This is a genomic window from Marinicella gelatinilytica (assembly GCF_026410405.1).
Taxonomy (GTDB): Bacteria; Pseudomonadota; Gammaproteobacteria; order Xanthomonadales; family Marinicellaceae; genus Marinicella; species Marinicella gelatinilytica.
This window is the reverse complement of record NZ_JAPMLN010000002.1, coordinates 1-26,395: the sequence shown is the minus strand read 5'-3', so window position 1 is coordinate 26,395 and position 26,395 is coordinate 1. Positions and strand designations below refer to the sequence as shown.

The 26,395-nt window shown below is 42.9% G+C and carries 24 protein-coding genes, 2 tRNA genes and 1 rRNA gene; 22 read left to right on the top strand and 5 right to left on the bottom strand.

What is annotated here, in order from left to right; translation table 11 throughout:
- Positions 1–34: 34 nt before the first annotated feature.
- The gene (locus OS173_RS01600; protein ID WP_267182523.1) at positions 35–1,741 is read right to left on the bottom strand and encodes a SpoIIE family protein phosphatase; all 1,707 of its coding nucleotides are present in this window, start codon (positions 1,739–1,741) and stop codon (positions 35–37) included.
- 3 nt (positions 1,742–1,744) lie between these two features.
- Positions 1,745–2,548: a CDP-diacylglycerol--serine O-phosphatidyltransferase gene (pssA, locus tag OS173_RS01595; RefSeq protein WP_267182522.1), complete on the bottom strand. Its 804-nt coding sequence runs from the start codon at positions 2,546–2,548 to the stop codon at positions 1,745–1,747.
- Positions 2,549–2,658: 110 nt separating this feature from the next.
- Between pssA and OS173_RS01590 the strand changes: the two genes are divergently transcribed.
- A complete protein-coding gene (locus tag OS173_RS01590) occupies positions 2,659–3,111 on the top strand; it encodes a DUF4124 domain-containing protein (RefSeq protein WP_267182521.1) in 453 nt (150 codons plus the stop codon).
- Between the two features lie 9 nt (positions 3,112–3,120).
- Positions 3,121–5,673 (top strand): bifunctional [glutamate--ammonia ligase]-adenylyl-L-tyrosine phosphorylase/[glutamate--ammonia-ligase] adenylyltransferase, encoded by a 2,553-nt coding sequence (glnE, locus tag OS173_RS01585; RefSeq protein ID WP_267182520.1) that lies wholly within the window; start codon positions 3,121–3,123, stop codon positions 5,671–5,673.
- Positions 5,674–5,724: 51 nt separating this feature from the next.
- Here glnE and OS173_RS01580 read toward each other — a convergent pair whose 3' ends face one another.
- On the bottom strand, positions 5,725–8,196 hold the full coding sequence (locus OS173_RS01580; RefSeq protein ID WP_267182519.1) for an acyl-CoA dehydrogenase: 2,472 nt from the start codon (positions 8,194–8,196) through the stop codon (positions 5,725–5,727).
- 127 nt (positions 8,197–8,323) lie between these two features.
- Here OS173_RS01580 and OS173_RS01575 point away from each other — a divergent pair, with 127 nt between their 5' ends.
- The 7 genes from OS173_RS01575 to OS173_RS01545 all read left to right on the top strand — a co-directional run bounded on the left by OS173_RS01575 (position 8,324) and on the right by OS173_RS01545 (position 14,913).
- Complete coding sequence (locus OS173_RS01575; RefSeq protein ID WP_267182518.1) at positions 8,324–8,959, top strand: TetR/AcrR family transcriptional regulator; 636 nt, start codon at positions 8,324–8,326, stop codon at positions 8,957–8,959.
- Positions 8,960–9,070: 111 nt separating this feature from the next.
- Complete coding sequence (locus OS173_RS01570; RefSeq protein WP_267182517.1) at positions 9,071–9,925, top strand: NHL repeat-containing protein; 855 nt, start codon at positions 9,071–9,073, stop codon at positions 9,923–9,925.
- Between the two features lie 125 nt (positions 9,926–10,050).
- The gene (locus OS173_RS01565) at positions 10,051–10,251 is read left to right on the top strand and encodes a Sec-independent protein translocase subunit TatA (RefSeq protein WP_456085694.1); all 201 of its coding nucleotides are present in this window, start codon (positions 10,051–10,053) and stop codon (positions 10,249–10,251) included.
- 3 nt (positions 10,252–10,254) lie between these two features.
- Positions 10,255–10,554, top strand: a complete 300-nt coding sequence (tatB, locus tag OS173_RS01560) for a Sec-independent protein translocase protein TatB (RefSeq protein ID WP_267182515.1) — start codon at positions 10,255–10,257, stop codon at positions 10,552–10,554.
- Positions 10,547–11,293 (top strand): twin-arginine translocase subunit TatC, encoded by a 747-nt coding sequence (gene tatC / locus OS173_RS01555; RefSeq protein ID WP_267182514.1) that lies wholly within the window; start codon positions 10,547–10,549, stop codon positions 11,291–11,293. The genes tatB and tatC overlap by 8 nt, the downstream gene beginning before the upstream one ends.
- 69 nt (positions 11,294–11,362) lie before the next feature.
- Complete coding sequence (gene pepN, locus OS173_RS01550) at positions 11,363–13,999, top strand: aminopeptidase N (RefSeq protein ID WP_267182513.1); 2,637 nt, start codon at positions 11,363–11,365, stop codon at positions 13,997–13,999.
- A complete protein-coding gene (locus tag OS173_RS01545; RefSeq protein WP_267182512.1) occupies positions 13,999–14,913 on the top strand; it encodes a hydrogen peroxide-inducible genes activator in 915 nt (304 codons plus the stop codon). Before pepN ends, OS173_RS01545 begins: the two co-directional genes overlap by 1 nt.
- A gap of 13 nt (positions 14,914–14,926) precedes the next feature.
- On the opposite strand, the gene pgeF is transcribed toward OS173_RS01545, so the two are convergent.
- Complete coding sequence (gene pgeF / locus OS173_RS01540; RefSeq protein ID WP_267182511.1) at positions 14,927–15,643, bottom strand: peptidoglycan editing factor PgeF; 717 nt, start codon at positions 15,641–15,643, stop codon at positions 14,927–14,929.
- Between the two features lie 150 nt (positions 15,644–15,793).
- A complete protein-coding gene (rluD, locus tag OS173_RS01535; RefSeq protein ID WP_267182510.1) occupies positions 15,794–16,795 on the bottom strand; it encodes a 23S rRNA pseudouridine(1911/1915/1917) synthase RluD in 1,002 nt (333 codons plus the stop codon).
- Positions 16,796–16,829: 34 nt separating this feature from the next.
- Between rluD and OS173_RS01530 the strand changes: the two genes are divergently transcribed.
- The 13 genes from OS173_RS01530 to OS173_RS01470 all read left to right on the top strand — a co-directional run bounded on the left by OS173_RS01530 (position 16,830) and on the right by OS173_RS01470 (position 26,394).
- Positions 16,830–17,666 (top strand): outer membrane protein assembly factor BamD, encoded by an 837-nt coding sequence (locus OS173_RS01530; RefSeq protein ID WP_267182509.1) that lies wholly within the window; start codon positions 16,830–16,832, stop codon positions 17,664–17,666.
- A 23-nt stretch (positions 17,667–17,689) separates the two neighbouring features.
- Complete coding sequence (locus OS173_RS01525) at positions 17,690–18,274, top strand: YhgN family NAAT transporter (RefSeq protein ID WP_267182508.1); 585 nt, start codon at positions 17,690–17,692, stop codon at positions 18,272–18,274.
- Positions 18,275–18,408: 134 nt separating this feature from the next.
- Positions 18,409–19,143 (top strand): DUF2520 domain-containing protein, encoded by a 735-nt coding sequence (locus tag OS173_RS01520; protein ID WP_267182507.1) that lies wholly within the window; start codon positions 18,409–18,411, stop codon positions 19,141–19,143.
- Positions 19,140–19,928: a 3-methyl-2-oxobutanoate hydroxymethyltransferase gene (gene panB, locus OS173_RS01515; RefSeq protein ID WP_267182506.1), complete on the top strand. Its 789-nt coding sequence runs from the start codon at positions 19,140–19,142 to the stop codon at positions 19,926–19,928. Before OS173_RS01520 ends, panB begins: the two co-directional genes overlap by 4 nt.
- Positions 19,925–20,689, top strand: a complete 765-nt coding sequence (panC, locus tag OS173_RS01510; RefSeq protein ID WP_267182505.1) for a pantoate--beta-alanine ligase — start codon at positions 19,925–19,927, stop codon at positions 20,687–20,689. The genes panB and panC overlap by 4 nt, the downstream gene beginning before the upstream one ends.
- The gene (locus OS173_RS01505; RefSeq protein WP_267182504.1) at positions 20,686–21,216 is read left to right on the top strand and encodes a flavoprotein; all 531 of its coding nucleotides are present in this window, start codon (positions 20,686–20,688) and stop codon (positions 21,214–21,216) included. The genes panC and OS173_RS01505 overlap by 4 nt, the downstream gene beginning before the upstream one ends.
- The gene (locus tag OS173_RS01500) at positions 21,213–21,878 is read left to right on the top strand and encodes a phosphopantothenoylcysteine decarboxylase domain-containing protein (protein ID WP_267182503.1); all 666 of its coding nucleotides are present in this window, start codon (positions 21,213–21,215) and stop codon (positions 21,876–21,878) included. The genes OS173_RS01505 and OS173_RS01500 overlap by 4 nt, the downstream gene beginning before the upstream one ends.
- Positions 21,875–22,651 (top strand): type III pantothenate kinase, encoded by a 777-nt coding sequence (locus OS173_RS01495; RefSeq protein WP_267182502.1) that lies wholly within the window; start codon positions 21,875–21,877, stop codon positions 22,649–22,651. The genes OS173_RS01500 and OS173_RS01495 overlap by 4 nt, the downstream gene beginning before the upstream one ends.
- Before the next feature lie 3 nt (positions 22,652–22,654).
- Positions 22,655–23,032, top strand: a complete 378-nt coding sequence (panD, locus tag OS173_RS01490) for an aspartate 1-decarboxylase (RefSeq protein ID WP_267182501.1) — start codon at positions 22,655–22,657, stop codon at positions 23,030–23,032.
- 221 nt (positions 23,033–23,253) lie between these two features.
- Positions 23,254–23,754 carry a c-type cytochrome gene (locus OS173_RS01485; RefSeq protein ID WP_267182500.1) on the top strand — a complete coding sequence of 167 codons (501 nt, stop codon included), beginning with the start codon at positions 23,254–23,256 and terminating at the stop codon, positions 23,752–23,754.
- A 657-nt stretch (positions 23,755–24,411) separates the two neighbouring features.
- Positions 24,412–25,956, top strand: a 16S ribosomal RNA gene (locus tag OS173_RS01480).
- A gap of 67 nt (positions 25,957–26,023) precedes the next feature.
- Positions 26,024–26,099, top strand: a tRNA-Ala gene (locus OS173_RS01475).
- 218 nt (positions 26,100–26,317) lie between these two features.
- A tRNA-Ile gene (locus tag OS173_RS01470) sits at positions 26,318–26,394 on the top strand.
- The last annotated feature ends 1 nt before the right edge of the window (position 26,395 follow it).

Here is a 26,395-nt window from a genome sequence, read left to right as displayed (position 1 = left end):
AGAATGTGCTGTTAAGCAAGTGGTGACATCTTAATCAATCGCTTGTGGCTTTGACAATTTCTTTTTTCATAATTAAAAGATTACCGTATCCGTCTTTTGGCGTGGCAAATTCCCAAGAATCCATCACAGTATCGATAAAGTTAATGCCCATTTGCCCCGGTTTTAATTGAGTTAAATCTCGGGGCTTAATGCTGCTGTCGTAGACTTCCGGTGCAAAATCCCGCAAATAAAAACTTAATGTATTGGCTTGGCGTAAAATGGCTAATTCCACTTCACCGTCTTCGGTATTTTTATAGGCATGACGGATAATGTTGGTGATGGCTTCATCCAGAGCCAATATGATTTTTTGTTGTTGTGATGGATTAAAGCCCACATCGTTAACAACCTCACTCACCTGATCTCTCACCATTTTTAATTCACAGGGATCGGCCAGAAATTGAATGTTCAATAAAATATGTTCAGTTAAATGATCCCGTTTTTCAATGAGTATAATGGTGGCGTCATCATTAAGGCGGTTACGTCGAGTGGCGGTGATTAGCTTACCAATTCTCACTTCCGGTGCTTCTGACTCAATGTCTTTAATGTGTTTGATGACGCCCTCTAACTCCATGCGTTGATCATGTTCGTCACGGGCATCTGTGAGTCCGTCGGTCAGTAAATATAAACCACCATTGTTAAGGACTTTTGATTGTTGCTCAAAAGACAATGAGCTGGCTTTAATACCTAAAGGTGGCGCATCCGCTCGCCAAGTTTCAATGTCACAATTCGGTGACATATAAATTACCGGCGGTAAACCGGCATTTGACCAGGTTACGGTATCAGTTCTAGGGTGGTAATAACCCACTGCAGCACAGACAAACAAGCCGCGAGAAGCTTTTTCGCACAGTTCTTTGTTGGCCTTGGCCAACCATTGCCCCGGCGGTAGTTGGTCTTTACCAATCCAGCGCAATAAACTACTGGCACGTACCATGAGCATGGCCGCATCAACGCCTTTACCGGAAACATCACCAATAAAAAACCCAACGGTACCGTCATTTAAAGTGAAAAAGTCATAAAAATCACCGGATACCTCATTGGCTGATAAATTGCTGCCAACCACCGGGAAAGGGGGATCTTGGCGGCCGGGTAATAAGGATCGCTGTAATCGTCTGGCCAAAGTGAGTTCTTTTTTGAGTCTTTTTTGTTCGACAAACTCGAGTGTATAACGCGCATTGGCAATGGCCAAAGCAAGCGGTGTCGCCAAAAGTCGCAAAATATCCACATCGCGGGTATCGAATAAAGCATTTTCCTGATGATTTAATAATTGAATAACGCCAATGGTTTGGCCATTATTGATAAGCGGTGAGCATAAAACTGAGCGTGTTTGAAAACCGGTCAAGGTATCAACATGACAGACAAAATCCCTGTCTTTTTTTGCATCTTCAATAATCTGGCATCGGCCTTCGGTATAAGTGCGTCCAATAATGCCACTATCAATTTTGATGGACATATTGGTGATATCAACAGGGCCGGAGCTGGCTCGGCATATGAGGTTTTGTTTGCTTTTATCCACTAAAAAGATACTGGCGGCTTCAGCATCCATATAAATACGTATTTGTTTGACTGCACGGTGCAAAACTTCATCAATATTCATGGTGTTGACGAAGTTTTGGCTTAAATCAGCCAATAAAGACAGTTGCTCTAAGGTGCCGGCTGACTGTTGGTCGGTTTCAGTGGCAAAGAAATTTTGTTTTTCAGACATGCATTAATCAGAGGTTGTGATATCTTGGTCATCTTTGTCCTTGGATTTTTTGCCACGTTTTGATTGTCGCTTTTTACGAACATTATGGACCGTCATCACAATGCCGGAGATGGCGTAAGCGGTGAAAGTGATGAATAAAACCCATTGCATCTTAATGGTCAATAACACAAACACAAGTACCAGCATCAGCACCCAAATAAAAGACACGTTTTCTTTAAAGTTGATGGTTTTAAAAGAATAATAACGCAGTCTTGATACCAACAATAAACCCACAATAATGGTGAGTGGTAAAGCAACAAAGCGTAAATCTTTTCCAATCAGATCCAAATCCAAACAAACCCAGACAAAAGATGCCAAAACTGCCGCGGCTGCCGGTGATGGCAGTCCTTGAAAGTAGGCCTTGTCGACAGTACCTATTTGGGTGTTAAATCGTGCCAACCGTAAAGCTGCGCTGACGGCGTAAATAAAAGCCGCGAGCCAACCAATTTTGCCGAGGACGGGATGAATTTCACCTAAGTATATCAATGACCAGTTAAACATGAGTATCGATGGAGCGATACCAAATGACACCAAATCAGATAAAGAGTCATATTGCTCGCCAAATTCAGATTGGGTATTGGTTAAACGTGCCACACGACCATCTAAGGCGTCTAATAAAGCCGCGATAAAAATACTTAAACAAGCCATTTCATATTTCTCTGCAATGGCGGAAATAATGGCGTAATAACCGGAAAAAAGTGCACCGGTGGTAAATAAGTTCGGTAATAAATAAATACCTTTTTTCTTGGCTGTATCTAACTTGGTCATATTTAGTTGTTAATTAACGGATAATTAATTGTACAGAAAATAAAATGGTCGTGCTTGCTATTTACCATGATTATTTTTATTATTGGTTACTATTATACGTGGAGAACGTTATGAAATTAAGTATCATTTTTTTGCTTTGTGCATTTAGTGTGACTGCTGTGACAGCCACCAAGGTCTATAAATGGGTGGACAAAGACGGAAATATCCATTATTCAGAAAAAAAACCGGCCAATCAACAAGCCGATACCTTAAAAATCAAAGCCGCCAAACCGGCTCCAACGCCTGAAAAATCTGAGCCTGTCGCTAAAACTGACCCTGTTCAAGACGCTGACAGTGAAACCTCACAGCAGCGAGCAGAAGCAGAAAAAACCCTGGCTGCGGCTGATAAAATCAATCAACAAAAACTGTGCCAGCAAGCCAAAGCCAATCGTGACGCATTGAACGCCAGTGTGCGAGTAGCACGTATTGATCCGGAAACCGGTGAACAGGTTCGTATGTCTGACGAAGAACGGGTCAACGCCTTGCAACAAGCTGAGCAAACCATCAAAGAATATTGTCAATAGCTCGTTGAAGTGTCGCCACCAAGGTTAACAGAGGATACTTCAGCAGAGACAGTTGAACCGTCTTGGTTGGTGGCTTTTCCTTTCATACAACAGCATTGGCCAGTCGTATCCAACATTCAGCAACGCTATCCGACACTGGATGATTATCAATTAGCCCAAGACTGGCAAACAAGTCGTCAACAAAACCATCACCTGAGCTTAGCGGCTTTTATGCGTCGTTTTCGTCAAACCCGTTTGGCATATATCGCTTCTCAGGATTTCTTGCAGCCGGTGGTTAATCATTTGACAGCGTTACATGCGGTCAGCCATTTGGCTGACTTTTTAATTCAACAGGCCTATGAGGCCGCTGTAGAAAATGTGTCTGCTCGTTATGGTTTATTGCGAGATGAAGCGGGTCAATTACAACAATTACAAATCTTTGCCTTGGGTAAACTGGGCTCCGGCGAACTCAATTATTCCTCGGACATTGATTTGGTGTTTATCTACGAACAAGGTGGTTCCTCAGATGGTGACAAGAGTTTGGATGCCGGCCGTTATTTTAATCGCATTGGACAGCACATAATTCAATTACTCGATCAGTACACAGATGTTGGTCGCGTATATCAAGTGGATATGCGCTTGCGACCTTTTGGTTCAGTGGGCCCGTTGTCATGCTCTGTAGATGCATTACACCAATATTTGTTGAGCGAAGGGCGTGAATGGGAGCGCTTTGCTTGGATGCGTGCCCGTCAGGTGGCCGGAGATCAAACAGCCGGTGAGCGTATTATGGCAACCATTAAACCATTTATCTACCGCCGACATTTAGATTATTCGGTTTTTGAGTCCTTGGCTAAAATTAAATCGGACATGACGTTATTGACTGATTACGAAGCCGATGATTTAAAGTATGGTTTAGGTGGTATTCGGTCGGTGGAGTTTGTGGTGCAATCTCTACAAATGACCTTTGGTGGTCGTGATGAGACGCTGCAAGGGGTGTCAATTTATCAACAAATCCAGCAGCTGTATGAGGCACGAAAACTATCGACTCATGATAAGGACATTTTAAGTCATGGCTGGTTGTGGCTGCGTAAAAGTGAGAATATTATACAGGCTGTGGATGATTTGCCTAATCATGAATTTACCATGTCAAAAGCATTACAGGATCATATTGCAGCATTTTTTGGTCAGTCAAATTGGTCTGATTATTGTCGCCAGCTAACAACATACAGGCAGCAAATTGACAGCATATTTCGACACTTATTTGCTGATATGGCGACTGTTGAAGTGGTTTTAACCGTTGATGAACAACGCCTTATCAATGCCAAAATGGCTGAATTACCATTACAGCGATTACCCAAATCAACCAGTGAAAAAGTTCATAATTTACTCCAACAAACCCTATTAATAGGACGTCAGTCGTCTCCAGAGAATGCCCATAATGAAAAACGCGTGCATGCCGCAGCTGATCCTAAAGGCTTTCATGATGACCAGCAAACCCCCGAGATTACATGGCAACGACTGCTTCAGGTGATAAAGGCCATCTTAAAGCGTCCCAGTTATCTGTCCATGTTAGTTAAAGAGCAACCGGTATTGGTGGCTTTGTTGCGATTATTGCAACAACATGATTATGTGGCAAATACGGTGGCGCAGTTTCCCGTGTTGTTAGAGCTGTTGTTTGAACCACATGATTTACCTGAAAATCTGGATGAGTCGTGGTTACAGGATTACTGGCAGCAGTCACGTATTCGAGGGGACGATGTGGAGCAGTGGATGGAAGCACTTCGGTATTTTAAACTCAGTATTCAGTTTTTAATCATATGTGACTGGTTAAATGAAGAAAAAGATAACCGTCAGACGTGCCATCGCTTGTCGCAACTGGCTGAGTTTATTTTAACTCAGGTGATTGAATACAGTCATAAGGAAACTTGCCATAAATTAAAACCGACACCGGAATCGATCATAACTTGTCAACAGCTGATGGTCATTGCTTATGGTTCTTTGGCTTCGGGACAAATGAAATTATCATCCGATATGGACTTGGTGTTCGTCCTGGACTGTGAGGAGTTAAGCAATGATCAACGCCACTTTATGCAGCGTTGGGTGAAAAGAATTACCCACCATCTCACTGCCAGGCTATATCATGGACATTTGTATGACATTGATTTGCAACTGCGACCGAATGGTAATTCAGGCAGTTTGGTGACGTCACTAGTTGAATTTGCAAATTATCAGCAAAATCGCGCCTGGGTGTGGGAACATGCGGCTTTGATAAAGTCAAAATTGGTTTATGGGACACAAGCACAGCATCGCTATTTTAAACAATTAAGACAAGCCATCTTAAGCCAACCAAGAAAGCCTGAAGATGTGACTGACGCTTTGGCTGACATGCGGGCTAAATTGGTTAAAACTGACAGCAGTCACCAGCTGGAATTTGAGGTGATGGCTGCGGTGTTGATACACAGTCATCAATACCCACGGTTGTCAGAGCAACAGTATTTATCTGAAATGTTTAACGAGTTAACATCTTTAGGCTTATTGGAATCTGATCAATCCTTACCAAAACCACCAATCCCGGTTAACTAATAAAAAAAGCCCGAGCAAGTCGGGCTTTAGGGGTTCAAAATTAAATCACTATTATAAGGCTATTTTTACATCATCTTTTGGCTGATAGGCTTCAGTTCTGTCAAAGGCATCATGAGGGAAATCATCAACCGCGATAACCTCAGACACCAGCTTTCTGACTTCAGAGAGGATGTCGAACTCACTTTTATTTATAATATCGCGCTCTAAGGCTTGATTCAGCTGTTCAACCGGATCAATGGCATTAATCTCGCCACTTTTTTGGGCTTTCAAAATTCGGCGCTCTAAAGGCTCAGTGTCAATCACTTTAGCCAGAACCTGATTCATTTTAGCGACTAAGTGGTTTTTGGATACCTGGGTGTCTATGCCGTCGCATAAACGATCGCGGGTTTCATTGGGTGACAGCAACAAAGTTGCCACTTTATGACCAAGCCGGTCGCCAGGTGGCAATTCGTGTGTGCCTAAGGGGAAAATCACCCGTCGCAGCATGAAACCAATGGCCTTATTCGGGAAGTTATAGCTCAGCATTTTCAACGCTTGTTCAATTTCATAGAAATGATGGTGCATGGCCCATGCCACCACGGGTTGATCAGCACTGTGTTGACCCTGGTCCAAGTAACGCTTTAATACAGCTGAAGCCATGTATAAATGGCTCAAAACGTCACCTAATCGTGCGGAAGTGGATTCACGTTTTTTCAATGAACCACCCAGGCTCAACATCGCGACATCTGAGGCAAAGCCAAAGGAAGCGCTGTAGCGGGTGATTTTAGAATAAAACTGTTTGGTAAACTTGTCCCCGGGACTGGGCTCAAGTCGCCACGTGCCAAGGCCTTGGAAAAATGAACGAACGGCATTCTGGAATGTATAGCCCATGTGTTTAAATAACAAATGGTCAAATGTTTTCAGGGATTCTTCTTGGTCTGCCAAATTGGCAGCTTCCATCTCTTTTAAAACATAGGGATGGCAGCGAATGGCACCTTGACCAAAGATAATTAAACTTCGGGTTAAAATATTAGCACCTTCAACGGTAATCCAAATCGGTGCGCCCATCCAAGCTCGACCCAGGTAATTATTGGGCCCCATGATAATGCCTTTACCGCCATGAATATCCATGGAATCGGAGATAATAGAACGGGCCATATCAGTGGCGTGCATTTTAGCAATGGCTGACGGCACGGAAGGTCTCTCACCGCGATCCACGGCAGCCGCAGTCATGGTAGAAACAGCGGCACAGGAATAGGTTTTGCCGGCAATACGACATAAGGCTTCCTCGATACCTTCAAAACGACCGATGGGCAAGTTAAACTGTTTACGAATACGGGCATAGGCACCGGTGGAATAAGCCACCATTTTGGCACCACCCGTGGAGCTTGAAGGCAAGGATATGGCACGTCCTATGGCCAACACCTCTGACAACATACGCCAGCCGTGTCCAATCATTTTCTCGCCGCCAATGATGGTGTCCATGGGTACAAACACATCTTTGCCACGTACAGGTCCGTTCATAAAAAGAACATCCAAAGGTAAATGACGACGTCCGATTTCCATACCAGGTGTGTCGCTTGGAACGAGGGCCAAGGTAATGCCCAAATGCGCTTTGTCACCTAAAATTTTATCGGGGTCGGTCATTTGGAAAGCTAAGCCGACCACAGTGGCAACAGGCGCCAATGTAATATAGCGCTTGTCAAAGGTGAGACTAATGCCCAAGACTTCTTTACCATCAATGGTTTTTTTGCAGACCACGCCAATATCAGGAATTGAAGTGGCATCTGAACCGGCACTGGGTGCGGTTAAACCAAAACAAGGAATTTCTTTACCGGCTGATAAACGCGGTAAATAGTGGTTTTTCTGTTCTTCAGTGCCATAGTGTAACAACAGCTCTGCGGGCCCAAGCGAATTAGGTACTGCCACCGTAGCGGCAGCCACGGCACTCCGGGAAGCCACTTTTTGGAGTACATAAGAGTGTGCCAGGGCAGAAAAACCTAAGCCGTTATATTCTTTAGGCACAATCATCGCGAAAAACTTTTCCTTGGCCATAAAATCCCATACCTTTTTGGGCATATCGCCTTTCACATGATTGTATTCATGTTCGTCCAGCATTTCGCATAAAGTTTGTACCGGACCGTCCAAAAAAGCTTTTTCCTCGGTGGTTAGTTCCGGTTTTTTCATGGCGTGTAAGCGTTTGAAATTAGGTTTGCCACTAAATAATTCAGCATCCCAATGAACGGTGCCGGCTTCTAATGCCACGCGCTCAGTTTCAGATAGTTGTGGTAAGGCTTTGCGGAAGAATTTTAAGAAATGCTGGGTGAAATATTGTTGCCTAATCGACTTAATATTTAAAAACAAAGCCGGAACGGCGAACAAGATGACAATAAATAATGCTGCCCAAAAAGAAGTATCGGTCAGAAAAATACAAAGTCCCAACACCACCGCTGTGGCCAGTGTCCATGTTTTAACGGATGTTCGTAGGTAAGCACTGGCTAGAATGACCAGAATATACATACCCAATAAAGCTAAAAAACTCATGATCGCGCCTAAAAAAGTTTAACATACGGTACAGTATGGCGACAGTGAAAGTGAATGTCAATACGCAACCGTATGGAAAATGTGAATTTCTCATTGACCGTTTATAATTTGTGGTTATGATAAAGCCATGATGAAGCAAAGTAAGTCCGTCAACGACAACACAAAGAAAAAGTCACTCAATCCAAAAGATTGGGAATTGGCGACGTTAGAAGTGATTGCCAATCAAGGTGTCAGTGCGGTTGCTGTGGAAACGATTGCCAAAGTTTTGGGTGTCACAAAAGGCAGTTTTTATTGGCATTTTACCAACCGAAAGGATTTAATTGTAGCCGCGCTAAAGCGCTGGCGTAAGGAAGATAATAAAGTAATCAGTAAACGCGTTTTGTCTGTGAGTGATCCTTATGAGCGATTAAAAACCTGGTTTTTACTCTCATCCGAACCATTTCAAAGTCATTTAATTTACGCCACATTGTTAGCAGATAGGCAGCACAGCTATGTTTCTAAAGTGTTGAAAGAGGTCACCATTGAGCGACTCAATCATTTGCAACAATGTTATCAAGACATCGGCTACACTGAAACCCAAGCAAAACAGCAATCATTATTGGCTTACTCTGTTTATGTGGGGTATTTGCACATGACCAAGACGCTTCACGGCCAATTTAAACATGATGATAATATTGACCAGTATGTGCAACATGTGGCGGGACAGCTCATACATCCGCCTGAATCAATATCGATTAATTTAAATACCGTTGAATCAGAATAAATAAGTTGTTTCACTACTTTATTTTTGCTAATATCAGATTCCATACGATATTTTAAAAATAATAATCATAAAATGTGCCGAGCCGTCCTTATATTCCTTGTCTTTATGGTCATGCCTACTCAGGTAATGGCAGTTAAGGCGTATGCGGTGGCTGATGATAATTTTGACTATCCTGATCACCTTGTTGAAATCGACTTAGAGAGCGGCGATTTTAAGAGTTTTGGACGTATACCTGACCCTTATATTGGCATTGAAGGCATGGCGTTGTCAGCTAATAATGTCATTTATGGTGCTGACGATAATACCAAGACCTTGGTGCAGATAGAGGTTTCAGATGCGCGGGCCTTGCCGGTGGCCAACGTTAACCAGAATTTTGGTTTTCCTAGATCCACTGAAAACCACGACTATGGCATGACCTTTGCATGCGATGGGCGCCTTTTTTTGGCAGTCAAACATAATCAGAGTCTTTACCAGGTTAATCCCGAAACAGGTCGTGCCGATTTAATTGGCTCTACCGGGCATAACTTTACTTCTTTAGCTTCTTGGGACAATCGTCTCTATGGCGTAGCTTCCGGTGATTTTAATTTATACGAAATTAATCCAGATACCGCTCATGCCACTGTGGTTGGCTCTTTGGGTAATTTAGGTGGTGGTATTGAGCTCTATGGCTCCGGCATGAGTTTTGATGCCGAGGGACAATTATGGATGATTATTAATTTGCGCCTGTCTGATCCACTTAATCCGTTCCCTTCACGTATTTTTAAAATTGACACTGAAACCGGACAAGCTGACTATATTTCAGACACGTTAGTGGGTGTGGAGTCATTGGCCATTGCCAATGGTCAGGGTTGTGCCCGTGGCACCCCGATGGCTGAACAAGTTCCGACTTTGAACCAGTTTAATGTGTTGATATTAATTTTAATCATGTCATCAGTTGGATTGTTGGCGGTTCGCCGCAATTATTAACCAAAACTTCACTTATACTTCAAGCTGTTAAATTTCTGTGCGTTCTGTCTTAGGCATTGATTGGCTTTGCCGTTATAATACCCCTTTAACCTTATTATCACTCGGAGCAATGTATGGGCATAAGCGTGACACAACTTGTTATCATTCTGGTCGTGGTGGCCTTGATTTTCGGTACTAAAAAACTACGCAATATTGGTGGAGATTTAGGTGGAGCCATCAAAGGCTTTAAGAAAAGCATGCAAGATGACGATCCGGAGGAAATAACCAGCCAAAAAACACAGCAAACCGAGGATTCTGTTAAAGAATCGCAAAAACAAGATAAGTAAATCATGTTCGATATTGGTTTCACTGAACTTTTACTGGTGTTTGTAGTGACCTTGTTAGTGGTTGGGCCTGAAAAATTACCGGGCGTTGCACAAAAAATGGGCCGTTTTCTTGGTCAAATCAAACGCACATTTAACCAAATCAAACATGATGTAGAACAAGAACTGGAAATAGAAGCGGTTAAGGCCAAGCTCAAGGAAAATGCCATGGCTGAAGAGGCGCGTCAGTTGGCTGCTGAAATGTCAAAGACCATAGACATCGAGCCCAAAAACAAAGACAACAAAGATAAGGACAGTGATGACTGATTCAGAGCAATCGATTATCGACCATCTGATAGAGCTTCGCAGCCGTTTGTTAAAAGCAGTGATAACGGTGTTGGTATTAATTGTTGTGATGTTTCCTTTTGCCGGTGAGATTTATACATTGGTTGCAAAACCGGTCATGAGTAATCTTTCAAGCGGGACGGAAATGATAGCCACCGGTGTATTGTCACCTTTTTTAACGCCTTTCAAAATGGTTATTATTTTAGCCATTATAATCAGTATGCCGGTCATTTTTTATCAAGTCTGGGCTTTTGTGGCACCCGGTTTGTACCGGCATGAGAAAAAAATAGCGATGCCAATTCTGCTCAGTGGCATCGTACTGTTTTATTTGGGTTGTGCTTTTGCCTACTTTGTGGTGTTTCCCATTTTGTTTGTGTTTCTGCCGGGGATTGCACCTGAAGGTGTGGTTTATATGCCGGATATTAATTCTTATTTAGACATTGTGGTGCGATTGTTTTTCGCCTTTGGTTTGGCATTTGAGATTCCTGTGGCGGTCATTATTTTGATTGTACTTGGTGTTACCACGGCTTCTCAATTGGCTTCCAAAAGGCCTTATATCATTGTTGGTATCTTGGTTGTGGCCATGCTTTTAACGCCACCTGATCCTAGTTCACAGGTGTTGTTGGCCATTCCTATGTGGATTTTATTTGAGTTTGGTTTAATGATGGGGCGCACCCTGCGGCGTCGTTCACAACAAGGTGATAATGAAGCCGCAGATTAACAACATGTATTTAACTGAAGCTTACCCTTAATTCCGCTACAATGTCGTCATTATTTATACAACATCGTTATGAGTCAGACAAAAAAAGAAATCTTCCGTAAGGATTACCGCCCACCGAATTATTGGGTGCGTTGGGTTGATTTGGCCTTTTTGGTCGAACAGGACCATACCTTAGTGCGTGCTCGGATATTGTTTAAACAAAACAATATAAATGATGATAACAACTTGTTTTTACATGGTCATCATTTATCTTTACAGCGTTTATCCATTGATGATAAAGAGATTTTAGCAGATGATTTACATCTGACTGAAGAAGGATTAATGCTGTATGATTTGCCAGAGCAGTTTGAACTGCGTAGCGAAGTTAAAATTTATCCCGGTGAAAACACGGCCCTGGAAGGCCTTTATCAATCCGGCGAGTTCTTTTTAACCCAATGTGAAGCGCAGGGATTTCGGCGCATAACCTACTATCCCGATAGACCCGATGTGTTAGCACCTTTTACGGTGACCATAGTTGCTGATAAAACAAGGTATCCGGTGTTGTTGTCGAATGGTAATCAGGTGGCTGCCGGTGATTTATCTCATAACCGCCATTATGTGAAGTGGGTTGATCCGCACCCAAAACCCAGCTATTTATTCGCTATGGTGGCCGGTGATTTGGCTTATATTGAAGACGCCTTTACCACAGCTAAAGATAAACTGGTGCAATTGCGCATATATACCGAAAAACAGAATATTGATGCCTGTGATTTTGCTATGCAGTCGTTAAAAAATGCCATGAAGTGGGATGAAGAGCGGTTTGACTTGGTTTACGATTTAGATGAATACAACATTGTCGTAACAGATGACTTTAATATGGGGGCCATGGAAAATAAAGGTTTAAATATTTTTAATTCCAAATATGTTTTGGCTAAAAAGGATACCGCCACTGATCAGGATTTTATTAATGTTGAAGCAGTCATCGGTCATGAGTATTTTCATAACTGGACCGGCAATCGGGTGACTTGTCGTGATTGGTTTCAACTCAGTTTAAAAGAAGGTTTAACTGTTTTTCGAGACCAGGAATTTACTTCAGATTTACAATCACGTGCTGTTAAGCGAATTGAAGACGTACGACATTTACGTACTGCCCAGTTTGCCGAGGATGCTTCACCGATGTCTCATCCGGTTCGGCCGGATGCTTATATTGAGATTAATAATTTCTATACCTTAACTGTGTATGAAAAAGGCGCTGAAGTGGTGCGTATGTATCACACCTTGTTGGGTGAGTCCGGCTTTAAAAAAGGCATGGATCTCTATTTTAAACGCCATGATGGTACGGCAGTCAGTTGTGATGATTTCAGGCACGCGATGGCCGATGCCAACGACGTTGATTTAACCCAGTTTGGCTTATGGTATAGCCAAAACGGTACGCCTGTGGTTCATGTTGAAACTGAATATGATGAGGATAACAGGCAGTACAGCTTACATTTTCAACAAAAACAACCCAGCAGTTATCACGGCCAAGAAGCCTGGCAAGCTATGCATATACCGATTAAATTGTCCTTATATGGTGATGGCGGTCAGCAAGTTGCCTTGAATGCAGTATCCGATACTGAGATGGTTTTCGAATTGACAGAGGCGAGTCAGTCTTTACATATTAAAAATGTAGACAAGGCACCTGTACCTTCTTTATTGCAAGGATTTTCTGCACCGGTTCGATTACAGCAGTCATTGTCTCTGGAAAGTTTGGCATTTTTAGCGCAGTATGATTGTGACGCTTTTAACCGTTGGGATGCTGCGCAACAGCTTCAGCAACAGGTTATATTAGATAAGTATCAGGCCCTGATTGAAGGCAGAAGCCACCGTACACCGTCCTTATTTTTTAAATCATTTCGAGGATTACTGTTAAACGATGAAATCGACCTTGGTCTGGTTGCAAATGCCATTACTCTACCCAGTCTGCAGTCTTTGATTGTCAATATGAACGCTGTTGACGTGGCAACGTTATATCAAGCCAAAGAGCAGTTGGTGGCGGAAATCAATCAACAATTACAGGTTGAGATTTTATCGGTTTATCATCAAAACCACAGTGAAGAGGACTATCAGATAAACGCCCGGCAAGTGGGACAAAGAAGCCTTAAAAACAGATGCCTTTGGTATCTGGCGCAAAGTGGTCATAAAGAATTTATACAACTTATTCGACAACAACATCAACAAGCAGATAATTACACCGATGCCATCACCGCATTAACTTTATTGGCGCATCAGCAAGCGGAGGGTTTTGAAGATTTATTGGCTGATTACTACCAAAACTGGCAACATAATCCGCTGATGATCAATAAGTGGTTGTCCATACAAGCGACGATTCCGGCAGAGGATACGTTAGATCGTGTAAAACAACTGATGTCATTGTCGGTGTTTTCTTTAAAAAATCCAAACGCAGTTCGCTCATTATTAGGTGCTTTTTGCGCCGGTAATTTAACACGTTTTCATGCCGCGGATGGCTCAGGCTATACTTTTTTGGCTGATCAGGTACTGGCTTTGGATGCGCTTAATCCGCAGATGGCTGCCAGAATGGTCAGTTTGTTCAATGATTATCAACAATTTAACAACAATTCAAAAGCACAAATGATTACGCAAATCAAAAGGATTCATGCGGCAGATTATTTATCACCAAATGTCTTTGAGATTGTTGACCGTGCTTTATATGCACAATCACAGTAATGCATTATCCAACGATTAAACAACTGCGATATTTTAATGCGTTGGTTGCGCATAATCATTTTGGCCAAGCTGCGGAAAGCTGTTTTGTTTCGCAGTCTGCCTTTAGTGTCGCCATCAAAGAATTAGAAAGAACCTTAGGTGGCCAGCTCGTGGATCGCACCAATAAACGAGTCACCATCACCAACTTGGGACGCGAGGTTCACAGTCAGTCGCAAGCAGTTATTGCGGAATTACAAAAACTCACAGATTTGGCACAAGGTAATTTAAAGCCTTTATCAGGTCGTTTGTCGATCGGCATGATTCCCACCATCGGTCCGTTTGTTATGCCTTCATTGCTGCCGCATTTGAAAAGTAATTATCCACAATTAGAATTGGAAATTCATGAAGGTAAAACGGCAGATATCTATGATTTGTTAATGGAAGGTCGTTTAGATGTGTTGTTATTGGCGCTTCCGTACGAGCTGCGTAGTGTTGAGACATTATCTTTATTTAAGGATCCTTTTCGCCTTATTTACGGTCAACAAAGTAGCCACACGAAACGTCAGCAATTCAATATAAACCAGTTGGAAGATGGTTCGGTGTTGTTGTTGGACGATGGTCACTGTTTACGTGACCATGCCATTAGTGCTTGTCATATCCAGCATGTCGATAAGGTTAGCCACTTTACCGCGAGTAGCCTATTAACATTAATCGCCATGGTGCGACAAAATTTAGGTGTTAGCTTTATTCCTGAAATGGCGGTCCATTCAAATCTAATTGGTGATGATATTGTGGTTAAAGCCATGGATAAAAAAGCGTATCGAGAGGTGGGTTTAGCTTGGCGAAAAGGCAGCACCCGTAGCAAAGAATTTAAACTGTTAGGTCAAGGTATTTTACAATCTTGTCAAGTACCTCAAAGTGACGTGCTTGTCTAAGTTTAAGCTGGCATCATGTGCTCATCCAAATTAAAGAAGCTTGGCGCGCCTTTGTTTTGTTCCTTCGCCACGAATAATAATCCGGATCTTCATATGTACACCTCTCATTGAGGTATAAATTAGCCACTTCAAAATGCTGCAACTGCACCCTTGCCATGATTGCTATGTCAGCATAACAGTGGCCGTCAATGACCCGTGTAAATGCTTTTGCAGCCGTCGGGTGTGCTTTAAGGTAATGATTTTTAAATGCTTGATCAACTTGGTAATGGTTTTGGCATATCGCAGGGCCAAACCAAACAATTAACGGATTATCTGTAGATATCTTGTTTAGTATTTTGGTCAAAATATCTTCATATAAACTTCGCCAACCACAGTGAACTGCGGCCACAAAGCTGGTTTGACTGTCTGTGATTAAGACCGGCAAACAATCCGCAGTCATCACTGCACAAACAATATTTTTTTGAAAGGTATAACAGGCATCGGCAGATGTCCAAAAATGTGTTGAGGGTGGTTCATGAAGCGTTATGGCCTCTGCACCATGCACTTGTTGCAAAAAAAAAGGCTGGTGTGGTAAACGATAACGTTGTTGAATAAGCTGTAAGCTTCGCTCAGAACCATGCAATGGGTGTATATCTAAATCCGGCAAACATTCGGTCATCAGGCGGCGATGTGTTTGTAGTACATAAGCATGGGTGCCGTTGATTTGATGTAATTTGAAAGGGTTGGACATGGTAAAAAAATGAGGCCGGTTGTAAATGCTAATCGTGGGAGAGGGAGTAAAGCCACAAATATCTAAGGTTTGTTCAACCGGCCTGTTAGTTAAACTAACCAATAAATCTATGATATCGTAAAAGCGAACGAATGCTCACTTTTTTGGCTTTTATTCCATATATTCCACCTCAAAATCATCATTTTCTGACGATGGACTGTCTAAATCATGTAAATCATCCAATAACTGACACAAATCGTCAGGTATTGGCGCAGAAACTTGAATTTGTTTATCATTAATAGGGTGTGTAAATGCCAATCGTTGGGCATGTAAGGCTTGGCGTGGAAATTCTCTGATGATGGCTTTGAGCTCATTACAAACCGCAGCATTGATGCGGTTTTTATTACCGTAAACCGGATCGCCGACAAGTGGATGGTCCAGGTGATGCATGTGAACTCGGATTTGGTGGGTGCGTCCGGTTTCCAGCTGAATACGCAAAGCCGTAAAATGATTAAAATGTTCACTTGGCCAATAGTGCGTGATGGCAGGTTTGCCTTTGGGCGTTACCGCCATTTTCGTGCGTTGAGTCGGATGTCTGCCAATGATGGTTTTAACCGTGCCTGGTTTTTTTATCACGCCTTTGGCAATGCAGAAATATGTTCGCTCAATGAGGTGATCTTTCAGCAAGTCAATCAGTTTTAACTGACACTCAGCTTCTTTGGCCACCACCATTAATCCCGAGGTATCTTTATCTAAGCGGTGAACAATGCCTGCCCGTGGCAACATTTGCTGAGCTTCACTGATGGCCAACAAGCCATTTAATAAGGTGCCGTCGGGATTACCGCTCCCCGGATGAACGACCAATCCGGCTGGCTTGTTAATAATCATCAAGTGGCTATCTTCATAGCGAATGTCCAAAGCCATGTCTTGGGGCTTGTCTGCGATGGCTTGTTCAATGGTAACAGCAACGGTAATTGTTTCAAATCCTTTTATAATGTGTTTACTTTTGGTATTATGGCCATCGATTTTTACGGCGTTTTGTTTAATCCACTGCTGAATCGTATTACGCGAGAAATTAGGGAACTGCGCTGATAGATATTGGTCTATGCGTGTACCTGCATCATTTGATTCTGCATTAAATGTTTTTTCTATGTGTTGTGTCTTTTCATTCATACGCCTATTTTAATTGACCTCAGGATATAAACCTATGTTATATACCAATAAATTTAAAGTATTCCAGTTATTGTTGCTGCTGGTGATTAGTTTTGGTTTTTTACAAGCCTGCAGTAAAAAAGATAAAGTCAGAGAGGTTGAAGTTACCAAAGAGACAGCTTTGGAAATGTATCTACAGGCAAAACGGGCATTGGATGGCGGTATATGGACAGCTGCGGAGAATAAATACAAAGATCTGAGATCTCATTACCCCTTTGGTCATTATACTGAACAGGGGTATTTGGAATTGGCTTTTGCCCAATACAAACTGTTCAAAATGGAACAAGCCATTTCAACGGTTAATCGATTTATAAAAAATTATCCGGCCCATAAAAACTTAGACTATGCCTATTACCTCAAAGGACTGATATATTTCAACAGTGACCGCGGGTTAATGCAACGCATCAATCCGGATAGTTCTGCAGATCGTAACCAGGAAAATATTCGCAATTCATTTTCCGCTTTTAAAGATTTTGTCGAACGCTATCCAGACAGTGATTATGCATCGGATGCGCGTCAGCGAATGGTTTATTTAAAAAACCAATTGGCAGCGTATGAAACCCAAGTGGCTGCTTATTATCTGCGTCGTGGCGCGCCCATTGCGACGATTAATCGCACCAAGTTTGTATTACAGGCTTATCAAGACACGCCAGCAGCGGCCGATGCGTTGGCTTTGATGGCAGCGGCTTATGAAAAGTTAGACGAGCCGGAGTTGGCTGAAGAAACCAAAACCATGCTCACAGCTAACTATCCAAATCATAATTATTTAAGCACCGGTGAGGTTGATACTGATACCGATGTTTTACGCTGGCAAGACATTTGGCCTTTTTAATATAGGTTTTAGCAGGGGGAGTCATGGATATCTTATCGGCCACCATTTTATTGTTCTTGATAATGGATCCGTTGGGCAATGTGCCCATATTTTTAAGTTATCTTGAGCGATGTGAAAATCGTTATCGGGTGCTGGCACGGGAATTAATAATGGCCTTAATTGTGCTGTTTTTATTCTTGTTTTTGGGTGAGAAGATGTTGAAGTTTCTTCACCTTGATCAAAGTTCAGTGTCATTGGCCGGTGCCATTATATTGTTTATTATTGCTTTGCGTATGATATTTCCCGTGACCCGGCAATATGGTGATGAAGAGGAGGAAGAGGAGCCTTTTTTGGTGCCATTAGCAATTCCCCTGGTTGCAGGACCGTCGATATTAGCAACATTAATTCTTATGGCCAGTAAACACCCCAATGAATTGGGTACCTTGTCAGTTGCGTTGCTGGTGGCTTGGGTCTTGTCATCGGTTATTTTATTTTCTGCCACCGCCATGCAAAAATACCTCGGTAAAAATGGCATGATTGCCATTGAGCGTCTTATGGGTATGTTGTTAATTGCCATTGCAGTGCAGATGTTCTTAGACGGCATCCGCGATTTCTTAAGTTCTGTTTGATTATTTGTCTTTATCGAATTTAGACTTTCACCTAATTCATTGGTTATTCACGTTCCTGCCTTTATAATATCGCCCGCACTGATTGTTTAGCAACAGTGACAATTTTATTAACAAACAAACTGAGGACTTGATCAATGCAACGACAGGTACCCAAAACATATTTGCTGATTGGCGATGGCCGATTGGCGAAACATTTGACATATTATTTTACCTTCTCTGGCATGCAGTTGGTACGCTGGAGTCGTCGCCATAATAACAGTCAAGAGTTGCTTAAAATGGCAAATGAAGTTGATTGTATATTGCTTTTAATCAGTGATGATGCCATTGAAATCTTTATCGAAAACAATCCAATCCTTAAAGATAAGTTTTTGGTACATTGCTCCGGTTCTCTGACCAGTGATTTGTGCCAAGGTTGCCATCCGTTAATGACCTTTGGTGACTCATATTACCCCAAATCATGCTACCCAAGCATTCCGTTTGTGTGTGATGAAGGCATCGATTTTGAACAAATTTTTCCGCAGTTAACAAATCCGCATTACAGCCTCCCAAAATCTAAAAAAGCTGGTTATCATGCGTTGGCTGTTATGGCAGGTAATTTCCCGCAATTTATTTGGCAAAGCGTATTTGCTGCTATGGAACAAGACCTGCGATTACCACATAAGCTGTTACACCCGTTCATTCAGCAAAGTATGCTCAATAGCTTTGAGTCACCGAATGATGCGCCTACAGGCCCCTTTGTGCGGGGTGATGCAGAGACCATTCAGCGACATAAGCAGGCGCTGCAATCCACAAACATGATTGATATATACAATGCGTTTGATAGCTGGCTCAGTCAACATCAATCAAAAACCCAAGAGGGTACATTATGAATATAAATAACTTAAAAGATAAGCAAGCCAACAAAGAAAAGTTGGTGATGTTGACCTGTTACGATTACAGTGCCGCTAAAATCATGAACCAATCAGAGGTTGATATGATTTTAGTGGGTGATTCTGCCGCCATGGTCATGCATGGGGAGACTTCAACCATTCCCATGGATATTGAGCGTATGCAACATCATGTCAGTGCAGTTGTCAAAGGCGCCCCAGATAAGTTTGTCATTGCCGATATGCCGTTTATGACATTCAGGCAATCAGTCGAGCATGGCATTCAAGCTGTAAAAATGCTGATGCAAGCCGGCGCCCATGCAGTTAAATTGGAAGCTGTAGACGGTCATGAGGATTTGATTGAGCGCATTGTGCAATCCGGTGTACCGGTTATGGGTCATGTGGGTTTAACGCCACAATTTGTGAATCAGTTTGGTGGTTTTAAAGTACAAGGTAAGGATCCCGTTAGTCATGATAAGATTTTAGCCGATACCTTAAAATTGCAGCAATTAGGTTGCTTTTCAGTGGTGTTGGAATGTGTGCCGGCAACATTAGCCGCGCAAGTTACCCGTGAAACAAATTTAATCACCATAGGTATTGGTGCCGGTTGTGATGTCGATGGTCAGGTTTTGGTGACGCATGATATGTTGGGGTTTCCTTCTGCATTTAACCCTAAGTTTGTCAGACAGTATTTAAATACGGAGCAACTGTTTAAGCAGGCTTTTGATCAATATGCCGAAGATGTAAAACAGGGCCGTTTCCCAAGTGACAAAGAAAGTTATTTATGAGAGTTTTAAAAGATATATCGGCACTTAACAGTTGGCGTCGCAACCAAGAAGAAATGGCTTTGATACCCACCATGGGTGCTTTACATGCTGGACACATGGGTCTGGTCAGCAAAGCTCAACAAGCTGTTGATACCGTGTTAGTAAGTATTTTTGTTAATCCGACGCAATTTAATCAATCTTCTGATTTGGACAGTTATCCGCAAGATTTACAAAGCGATTTAACACAATTGGATGAAGCTGGCATTGCTGCAGTTTATGTGCCCGATTATGAGCAATTATATCCACACGGTTATCGGTTCAAGATTGCTGAAAACGAGCTAAGTAAACGTTTTTGCGGCGCGCATCGCCCTGGTCATTTTGAAGGTGTTATGACGGTTGTTATGAAGTTATTACAGTTGGTACGACCTGAATATGTTTATTTTGGAGAAAAAGACTATCAACAATTGCAGTTGATTAAAGCCATGGTCAAAGATTTTTTTATGCCAACCCAAGTGATTGCTTGTCCGACAGTGCGTGATAAAGATGGTTTGGCATTGAGTTCACGCAATCAGCGACTCAGCGATGCGGAACTCAATTTAGCGCCTATGTTATATCAGACCTTGATCGATGATGGTGACCTTGAGTCAAAAAAAAGCCGCTTACAATCACTGGGCTTCCAGATTGATTATTTAGAGGTCTATGATGATCGACTAATGGCTGCTGTTTACTTGGGTGATGTTCGTTTGATCGATAACGTTCCGGTAGCAGGTAAGTTTATATGAATAAGTTATTGTTAATGAGCGGCTCAATTGCTTGCGCTAAAGCCACAGGGTTGATTTCAGCTTGGGTTAAAGACGGACATCAGGTAAAAGTGGCTATCACTGATTCAGTACAGCATTTTGTAGGTTGTGCCACTTTGGAAGGCTTAAGTGGACATCAGGTGCTGACTAATACATTTGCTCACGGGGACATGATGGCGCATATTAGTATCAGTCGCTGGGCAGACGCCGTTATTGTCTGTCCTGCTACGGCCAATCTTATCAATAAGATGGCTGCCGGTATCGCCGATGATATGGTGACAACAACGTGGATGGCTGCATATGGTTTGGATAAACCTATGATTGTCATACCGGCGATGAATTATCTGATGTGGCAATATCCGGCGACACTGGAATCGGTGAATAAGTTAAAAACCTGGGGCGTTCATCTGATTGAGCCGGAAGCGGGTATTTTGGCTTGTGGTGAAACAGGTGTCGGCCGTTTGCCTGAAGTTGATACCTTAGTTGCTCGCATAGAGGCATTGTTATGAAGATGTTAGTTACTGCCGGTGGCACTAAAGAGTTCATCGATGGCGTTCGTTATTTGGGGAACATCAGTAGTGGAAAAACCGGTGCAATATTGGCAGATGACTTGTCCGCAAGAGGGCATACTGTGGTTTGGTTGGGTGCGGATTCGGCAATCAGACCAAAGTCTGTACAACAACAGCATAATTTTGTGGATTATGATGATTTGTCAAATACGTTAAAGTCATTGCTTTCTGAGCACCATTTTGATGCAGTATTTCATGCTGCAGCAGTCAGTGACTATAAACTCTCAAAGGTACAGGCAGAAGGTGTTGAGTTAGCGGTCAATCAGCAGTTAAAAATCGATTCCAAAGCTGAAATTCTGCAGCTGACATTGATTAAACAACCAAAAATAATCAATCACTTACTTCATTGGTCTGAGAACAAAGAGCTGAAAGTGATTGGCTTTAAATTAACCAATACGGAAGATCCGAAACAACATCGAATTGCTGTAAATAAATTGCTGATGCAACCCGGTATTTATGCGGTGGCACATAATGATTTACATGCCTTCAATGATGACCGGCACCCGTTTACTTTACATGTTGCTGGCCGTGATGCTTTTGAGTGTTCTGATATTCAGTCTGTGGTCAGTGTGCTCATGACATTGTGGGAGATGTCGGTATGATTTTGTGTTTAGACATTGGTAACAGCCATATGCACGGAGGGGTTTTTGCTGATCAAGTTTTAAAATTACAATTTAGAATGGCCTCAAAAAGTGGCGCTTCATCAGATGAATATGGCTTATTTCTGCGCGGCGTCTTACGTGAAAATGGCCTTGACCCCGCTTCCATTACAGCCATCTCACTGTGTACAGTGGTGCCTGAAGTGCTCTATTCAATTAAATCCGCTTGTCAAAAGTACTTTGCCATTGAGCCCTTTGTGCTACAAGCCGGGGTCAAAACCGGACTTAAAGTTGGCTATCAAAACCCGCAAGAGGTTGGCGCTGATCGTATTGCCGGTGCCATAGCTGCGAGCCATCTTTTCCCCGGAAAAAATTTAATAATAATTGATTTAGGTACCGCGATTACTTTCTGTGCAGTTTCAGCTGAGCAAAAATATCTTGGCGGCGTTATCATGCCGGGTTTGAAAATGGCCATGCAGGCATTGGCCGGCGGGGCGTCGAAGCTAGGTACGGTCGAAATTTCAGCGCCACCACAAACATTGGGCAGAAATACCATTAACAGCATTCAATCTGGATTGTATTATGGAACTGAAGGTGCGTTAAAAAATATAGTTACAAAACTCAGTCACGAATTATTTAAAAAACAGCCACCGATGGTCATTGGTACCGGTGGTTTTGCCGCACTTTTTAAGTCCGGTCATATTTATCATGATATTGTGCCTGACTTGGTCTTAAAAGGCTTATATCTGGCTTATACAATGAATCAAAAACTTTAAATTATGAATATAGAATTACTCTACTGCAAAATACATCGAGCCACTGTCACCGAAGCGAATCTTAATTATGAAGGTTCCATCTCAATTTGCCCGACATTAATTGATGCCGCCGGTTTGCATATTAATCAAAAAATTGATGTGTTGAATTGTAACAATGGTGCTCGCTTGACAACTTACGTTATTAAAGGTTCTCAGGGGCAAATTTGCCTCAATGGTGCCGCTGCCAGGCACGCTCAGCCCGGTGATTTAGTTATTTTGGCCAGTTATGCCAGTATGTGTCTTGAAGAAGCCAAAAGTCATCAGCCCAAGTTGGTTTTTGTGGATACAGAAAATCGCATTAAAACAGTCAAGGAAGCTGAGCAAGCCAATACAATTTCTTGATGGTGTAACTAAGCCAATCGTTATAAATTCTGTTATGAGCATAAGTATATTATCAAAGAGGTACATGAATATATCGATCCTTTTGGTATTCCTGCCTGTTTGTATATCAGCTTTCGAGCAGATGAGTGATGCGCTTAGAAGACACATTTATAATTGGCAAACCCGCGTCAGTCATCTATAATGCGTCTTCAATAATAATAGCTAATCAAACAGGTATTTTCATGAGTGATCGAGATTCGGTGTTTTTCAGAAACTTCACCATATTTTCTGCCGTATTAACTGTACTGGCAATTATCCTGATATTAATTGGTCGATCTGTTCATTACAGTTCTGTTGGTGATCATAGTGACCAAGTTGACCGCAGTGTTGTGCAAAGCAACATCCAACCAGTCGCCACGGTCAATACCGACCCTAATGCTGTTGCTGCAGCGCCTGTCGTTGCTGGTGGTGCAGAGGCACCTTTTGATGGTTCTGTTGACGGCCAACTTATTTATGACAACGTTTGTATGGCTTGTCATACCACCGGAGCGGGCGGGTCGCCAACGCTTGTTAAATCGCAATGGGACAGCAGAATGGAACAAGGCATAGAGACTCTCTATAAACATGCCATTGAAGGCTACACAGGCAGTGCCGGTTTAATGCCTGCCAAAGGTGGTCGGACGGATTTAACGGATGAGCAGGTTCAGGCAGCGGTCGACTATATTGTTAGTCACATCCAGTAAGTCGGGAAAAATATATTTCTTAGAACCGCCGGTATTTTATATGCCGGCGGTTTTTTTTGCCTAAAATTTAACTGAGAATCACTGTATACAGACCTTCATGGGTGTGGCGCTGATTTATTTAAAAATAGCCCTTTACAAACAAAGCTGAATGTCTATAATGCGCATCTTGCTTTGCAACAATGGTTTTTTAAACCGGCGTTTAAATGGTTTTAGGGTAATTGTTTTTTTATAAAATTTAGTTATTAAAAAAGCTTGCAAAGCAAAAATTTTGGGTGATAATACGCAGCCCTTGAGCGAGTAAGTTAATGTGTTTTCATTAACGAGTTGGGACGAATTAAAAATAGTTCTAAAAAAGCTTGCAAAAGGAAAAAAATCAGCGATAATATCGCACCTTTCCCGAGCGAAATGCCGGGAGTATTTTTGGGTTAAAAGTCGTTAAGACTTGAGATTCAAAAGAGTAATTTAAAAACTCAAATAGATAACTTGTGTGGGCACTTGAGTTGATGTTAATAAAGGTACAACGACAAAAAGTGACCATAACTATCACGTAATTTCTTAAAATTATATAAGTTAGGTCAAACCGAGANATTGTCAAAGATTTCTCACAATGAATAAGGTGTTGAAGTTTTAATTTATTAAAATGACAGCATTGTAAATTAATTGAAGAGTTTGATCCTGGCTCAGATTGAACGCTGGCGGTATGCCTAACACATGCAAGTCGAACGGTAACAGAGAGAAGCTTGCTTCTTTGCTGACGAGTGGCGGACGGGTGAGTAACGCGTGGGAATCTACCCAGTAGTTGGGGATAGCCCGGAGAAATCCGGATTAAAACCGAATAATATCTACGGATGAAAGGGTGCCTCTTCTTGAAAGCACTTGCTATTGGATGAGCCCGCGTTAGATTAGTTAGTTGGTGGGGTAAAGGCCTACCAAGACTGCGATCTATAGCTGGTTTGAGAGGATGATCAGCCACATTGGGACTGAGACACGGCCCAGACTCCTACGGGAGGCAGCAGTGGGGAATATTGGACAATGGGCGCAAGCCTGATCCAGCAATNCCGCGTGTGTGAAGAAGGCCTTCGGGTTGTAAAGCACTTTTATATGGGAAGAAGTGTTGTGTGTTAATAGCGCATGGCATTGACGGTACCATAGGAATAAGCACCGGCTAACTCCGTGCCAGCAGCCGCGGTAATACGGAGGGTGCGAGCGTTAATCGGAATTACTGGGCGTAAAGGGTACGTAGGCGGCTTAATAAGTCAGATGTGAAATCCCCGGGCTTAACCTGGGAACTGCATTTGAAACTGTTTGGCTAGAGTGAGTGAGAGGTAAGTGGAATTCAAGGCGTAGCGGTGAAATGCGTAGAGGTCTTGAGGAACATCAGTGGCGAAGGCGACTTACTGGCACTACACTGACGCTGAGGTACGAAAGCGTGGGGAGCGAACAGGATTAGATACCCTGGTAGTCCACGCCCTAAACGATGAGGACTGGCTGTCAGTGCTATAGACGCATTGGTAGCGAAGCTAACGCGTTAAGTTCTCCGCCTGGGGAGTACGCCGGCAACGGTAAAACTCAAAGGAATTGACGGGGGCCCGCACAAGCGGTGGAGCATGTGGTTTAATTCGATGCAACGCGAAGAACCTTACCATCCCTTGACATCCTCGGAAAGGTCCGTAGTGGACCCGTGCCTTCGGGAACCGAGTGACAGGTGCTGCACGGCTGTCGTCAGCTCGTGTCGTGAGATGTTGGGTTAAGTCCCGCAACGAGCGCAACCCCTATCCTTAGTTGCTAACATTTAGTTGAGAACTCTAAGGAGACTGCCGGTGATAAGCCGGAGGAAGGTGGGGACGACGTCAAGTCATCATGGCCCTTACGGGATGGGCTACACACGTGCTACAATGGTGTATACAGAGGGTTGCCAACCCGCGAGGGGGAGCTAATCCCAGAAAGTACATCTTAGTCCGGATCGCAGTCTGCAACTCGACTGCGTGAAGTCGGAATCGCTAGTAATCGCGAATCAGCAATGTCGCGGTGAATACGTTCCCGGGCCTTGTACACACCGCCCGTCACACCATGGGAGTGGGTTGCTCCAGAAGTGGCTAGTCTAACCTTTCGAGGAAGACGGTCACCACGGAGTGGTTCATGACTGGGGTGAAGTCGTAACAAGGTAGCCGTTGGGGAACCAGTGGCTGGATCACCTCCTAAAAGATGACCTTGAGATTGATTCTCGGGTGTCCACACAAGTTATCTAAAGTATAAAGTAAAAACAGACGGGGCTATAGCTCAGCTGGGAGAGCACTTGATTTGCATTCAAGAGGTCTGCGGTTCGATCCCGCATAGCTCCACCAGTTTAAAAAAACAGATGGCGTTTGCTATGTGTTTTACCATTTGCGTGTAAATGTTAGGCAAGCGACAGCGAAGCCAAGACGATAAACGGATGAGCATTTACGCCGGTATTTTGTTTGTTAACAAGGCGCGCGCCGGAGAGAGGGCGGGAGCATACGACTGTATGTGACCAACCGAACGACAAGCGCAACGCAGTAAACAGGCAAAAGACCAAGTAAATGGGTCTGTAGCTCAGTTGGTTAGAGCGCACCCCTGATAAGGGTGAGGTCGCTGGTTCAACTCCAGCCAGACCCACCAA

Bases quoted from the DNA above. Each gene is read 5' to 3' on its own strand.
- tatC (WP_267182514.1), top strand. From the start codon at position 10,547: ATGACTGATTCAGAGCAATCGATTATCGACCATCTGATAGAGCTTCGC.
- tatB (WP_267182515.1), top strand. From the start codon at position 10,255: ATGTTCGATATTGGTTTCACTGAACTTTTACTGGTGTTTGTAGTGACC.
- pepN (WP_267182513.1), top strand. From the start codon at position 11,363: ATGAGTCAGACAAAAAAAGAAATCTTCCGTAAGGATTACCGCCCACCG.
- OS173_RS01495 (WP_267182502.1), top strand. From the start codon at position 21,875: ATGATTTTGTGTTTAGACATTGGTAACAGCCATATGCACGGAGGGGTT.
- pgeF (WP_267182511.1), bottom strand. From the start codon at position 15,643: ATGTCCAACCCTTTCAAATTACATCAAATCAACGGCACCCATGCTTAT.
- OS173_RS01500 (WP_267182503.1), top strand. From the start codon at position 21,213: ATGAAGATGTTAGTTACTGCCGGTGGCACTAAAGAGTTCATCGATGGC.
- rluD (WP_267182510.1), bottom strand. From the start codon at position 16,795: ATGAATGAAAAGACACAACACATAGAAAAAACATTTAATGCAGAATCA.
- OS173_RS01575 (WP_267182518.1), top strand. From the start codon at position 8,324: ATGATGAAGCAAAGTAAGTCCGTCAACGACAACACAAAGAAAAAGTCA.
- OS173_RS01485 (WP_267182500.1), top strand. From the start codon at position 23,254: ATGAGTGATCGAGATTCGGTGTTTTTCAGAAACTTCACCATATTTTCT.
- OS173_RS01505 (WP_267182504.1), top strand. From the start codon at position 20,686: ATGAATAAGTTATTGTTAATGAGCGGCTCAATTGCTTGCGCTAAAGCC.
- OS173_RS01545 (WP_267182512.1), top strand. From the start codon at position 13,999: ATGCATTATCCAACGATTAAACAACTGCGATATTTTAATGCGTTGGTT.
- panC (WP_267182505.1), top strand. From the start codon at position 19,925: ATGAGAGTTTTAAAAGATATATCGGCACTTAACAGTTGGCGTCGCAAC.
- OS173_RS01580 (WP_267182519.1), bottom strand. From the start codon at position 8,196: ATGAGTTTTTTAGCTTTATTGGGTATGTATATTCTGGTCATTCTAGCC.
- panD (WP_267182501.1), top strand. From the start codon at position 22,655: ATGAATATAGAATTACTCTACTGCAAAATACATCGAGCCACTGTCACC.
- pssA (WP_267182522.1), bottom strand. From the start codon at position 2,548: ATGACCAAGTTAGATACAGCCAAGAAAAAAGGTATTTATTTATTACCG.
- OS173_RS01570 (WP_267182517.1), top strand. From the start codon at position 9,071: ATGCCTACTCAGGTAATGGCAGTTAAGGCGTATGCGGTGGCTGATGAT.
- panB (WP_267182506.1), top strand. From the start codon at position 19,140: ATGAATATAAATAACTTAAAAGATAAGCAAGCCAACAAAGAAAAGTTG.
- OS173_RS01520 (WP_267182507.1), top strand. From the start codon at position 18,409: ATGCAACGACAGGTACCCAAAACATATTTGCTGATTGGCGATGGCCGA.
- OS173_RS01590 (WP_267182521.1), top strand. From the start codon at position 2,659: ATGAAATTAAGTATCATTTTTTTGCTTTGTGCATTTAGTGTGACTGCT.
- OS173_RS01525 (WP_267182508.1), top strand. From the start codon at position 17,690: ATGGATATCTTATCGGCCACCATTTTATTGTTCTTGATAATGGATCCG.
- OS173_RS01600 (WP_267182523.1), bottom strand. From the start codon at position 1,741: ATGTCTGAAAAACAAAATTTCTTTGCCACTGAAACCGACCAACAGTCA.
- OS173_RS01530 (WP_267182509.1), top strand. From the start codon at position 16,830: ATGTTATATACCAATAAATTTAAAGTATTCCAGTTATTGTTGCTGCTG.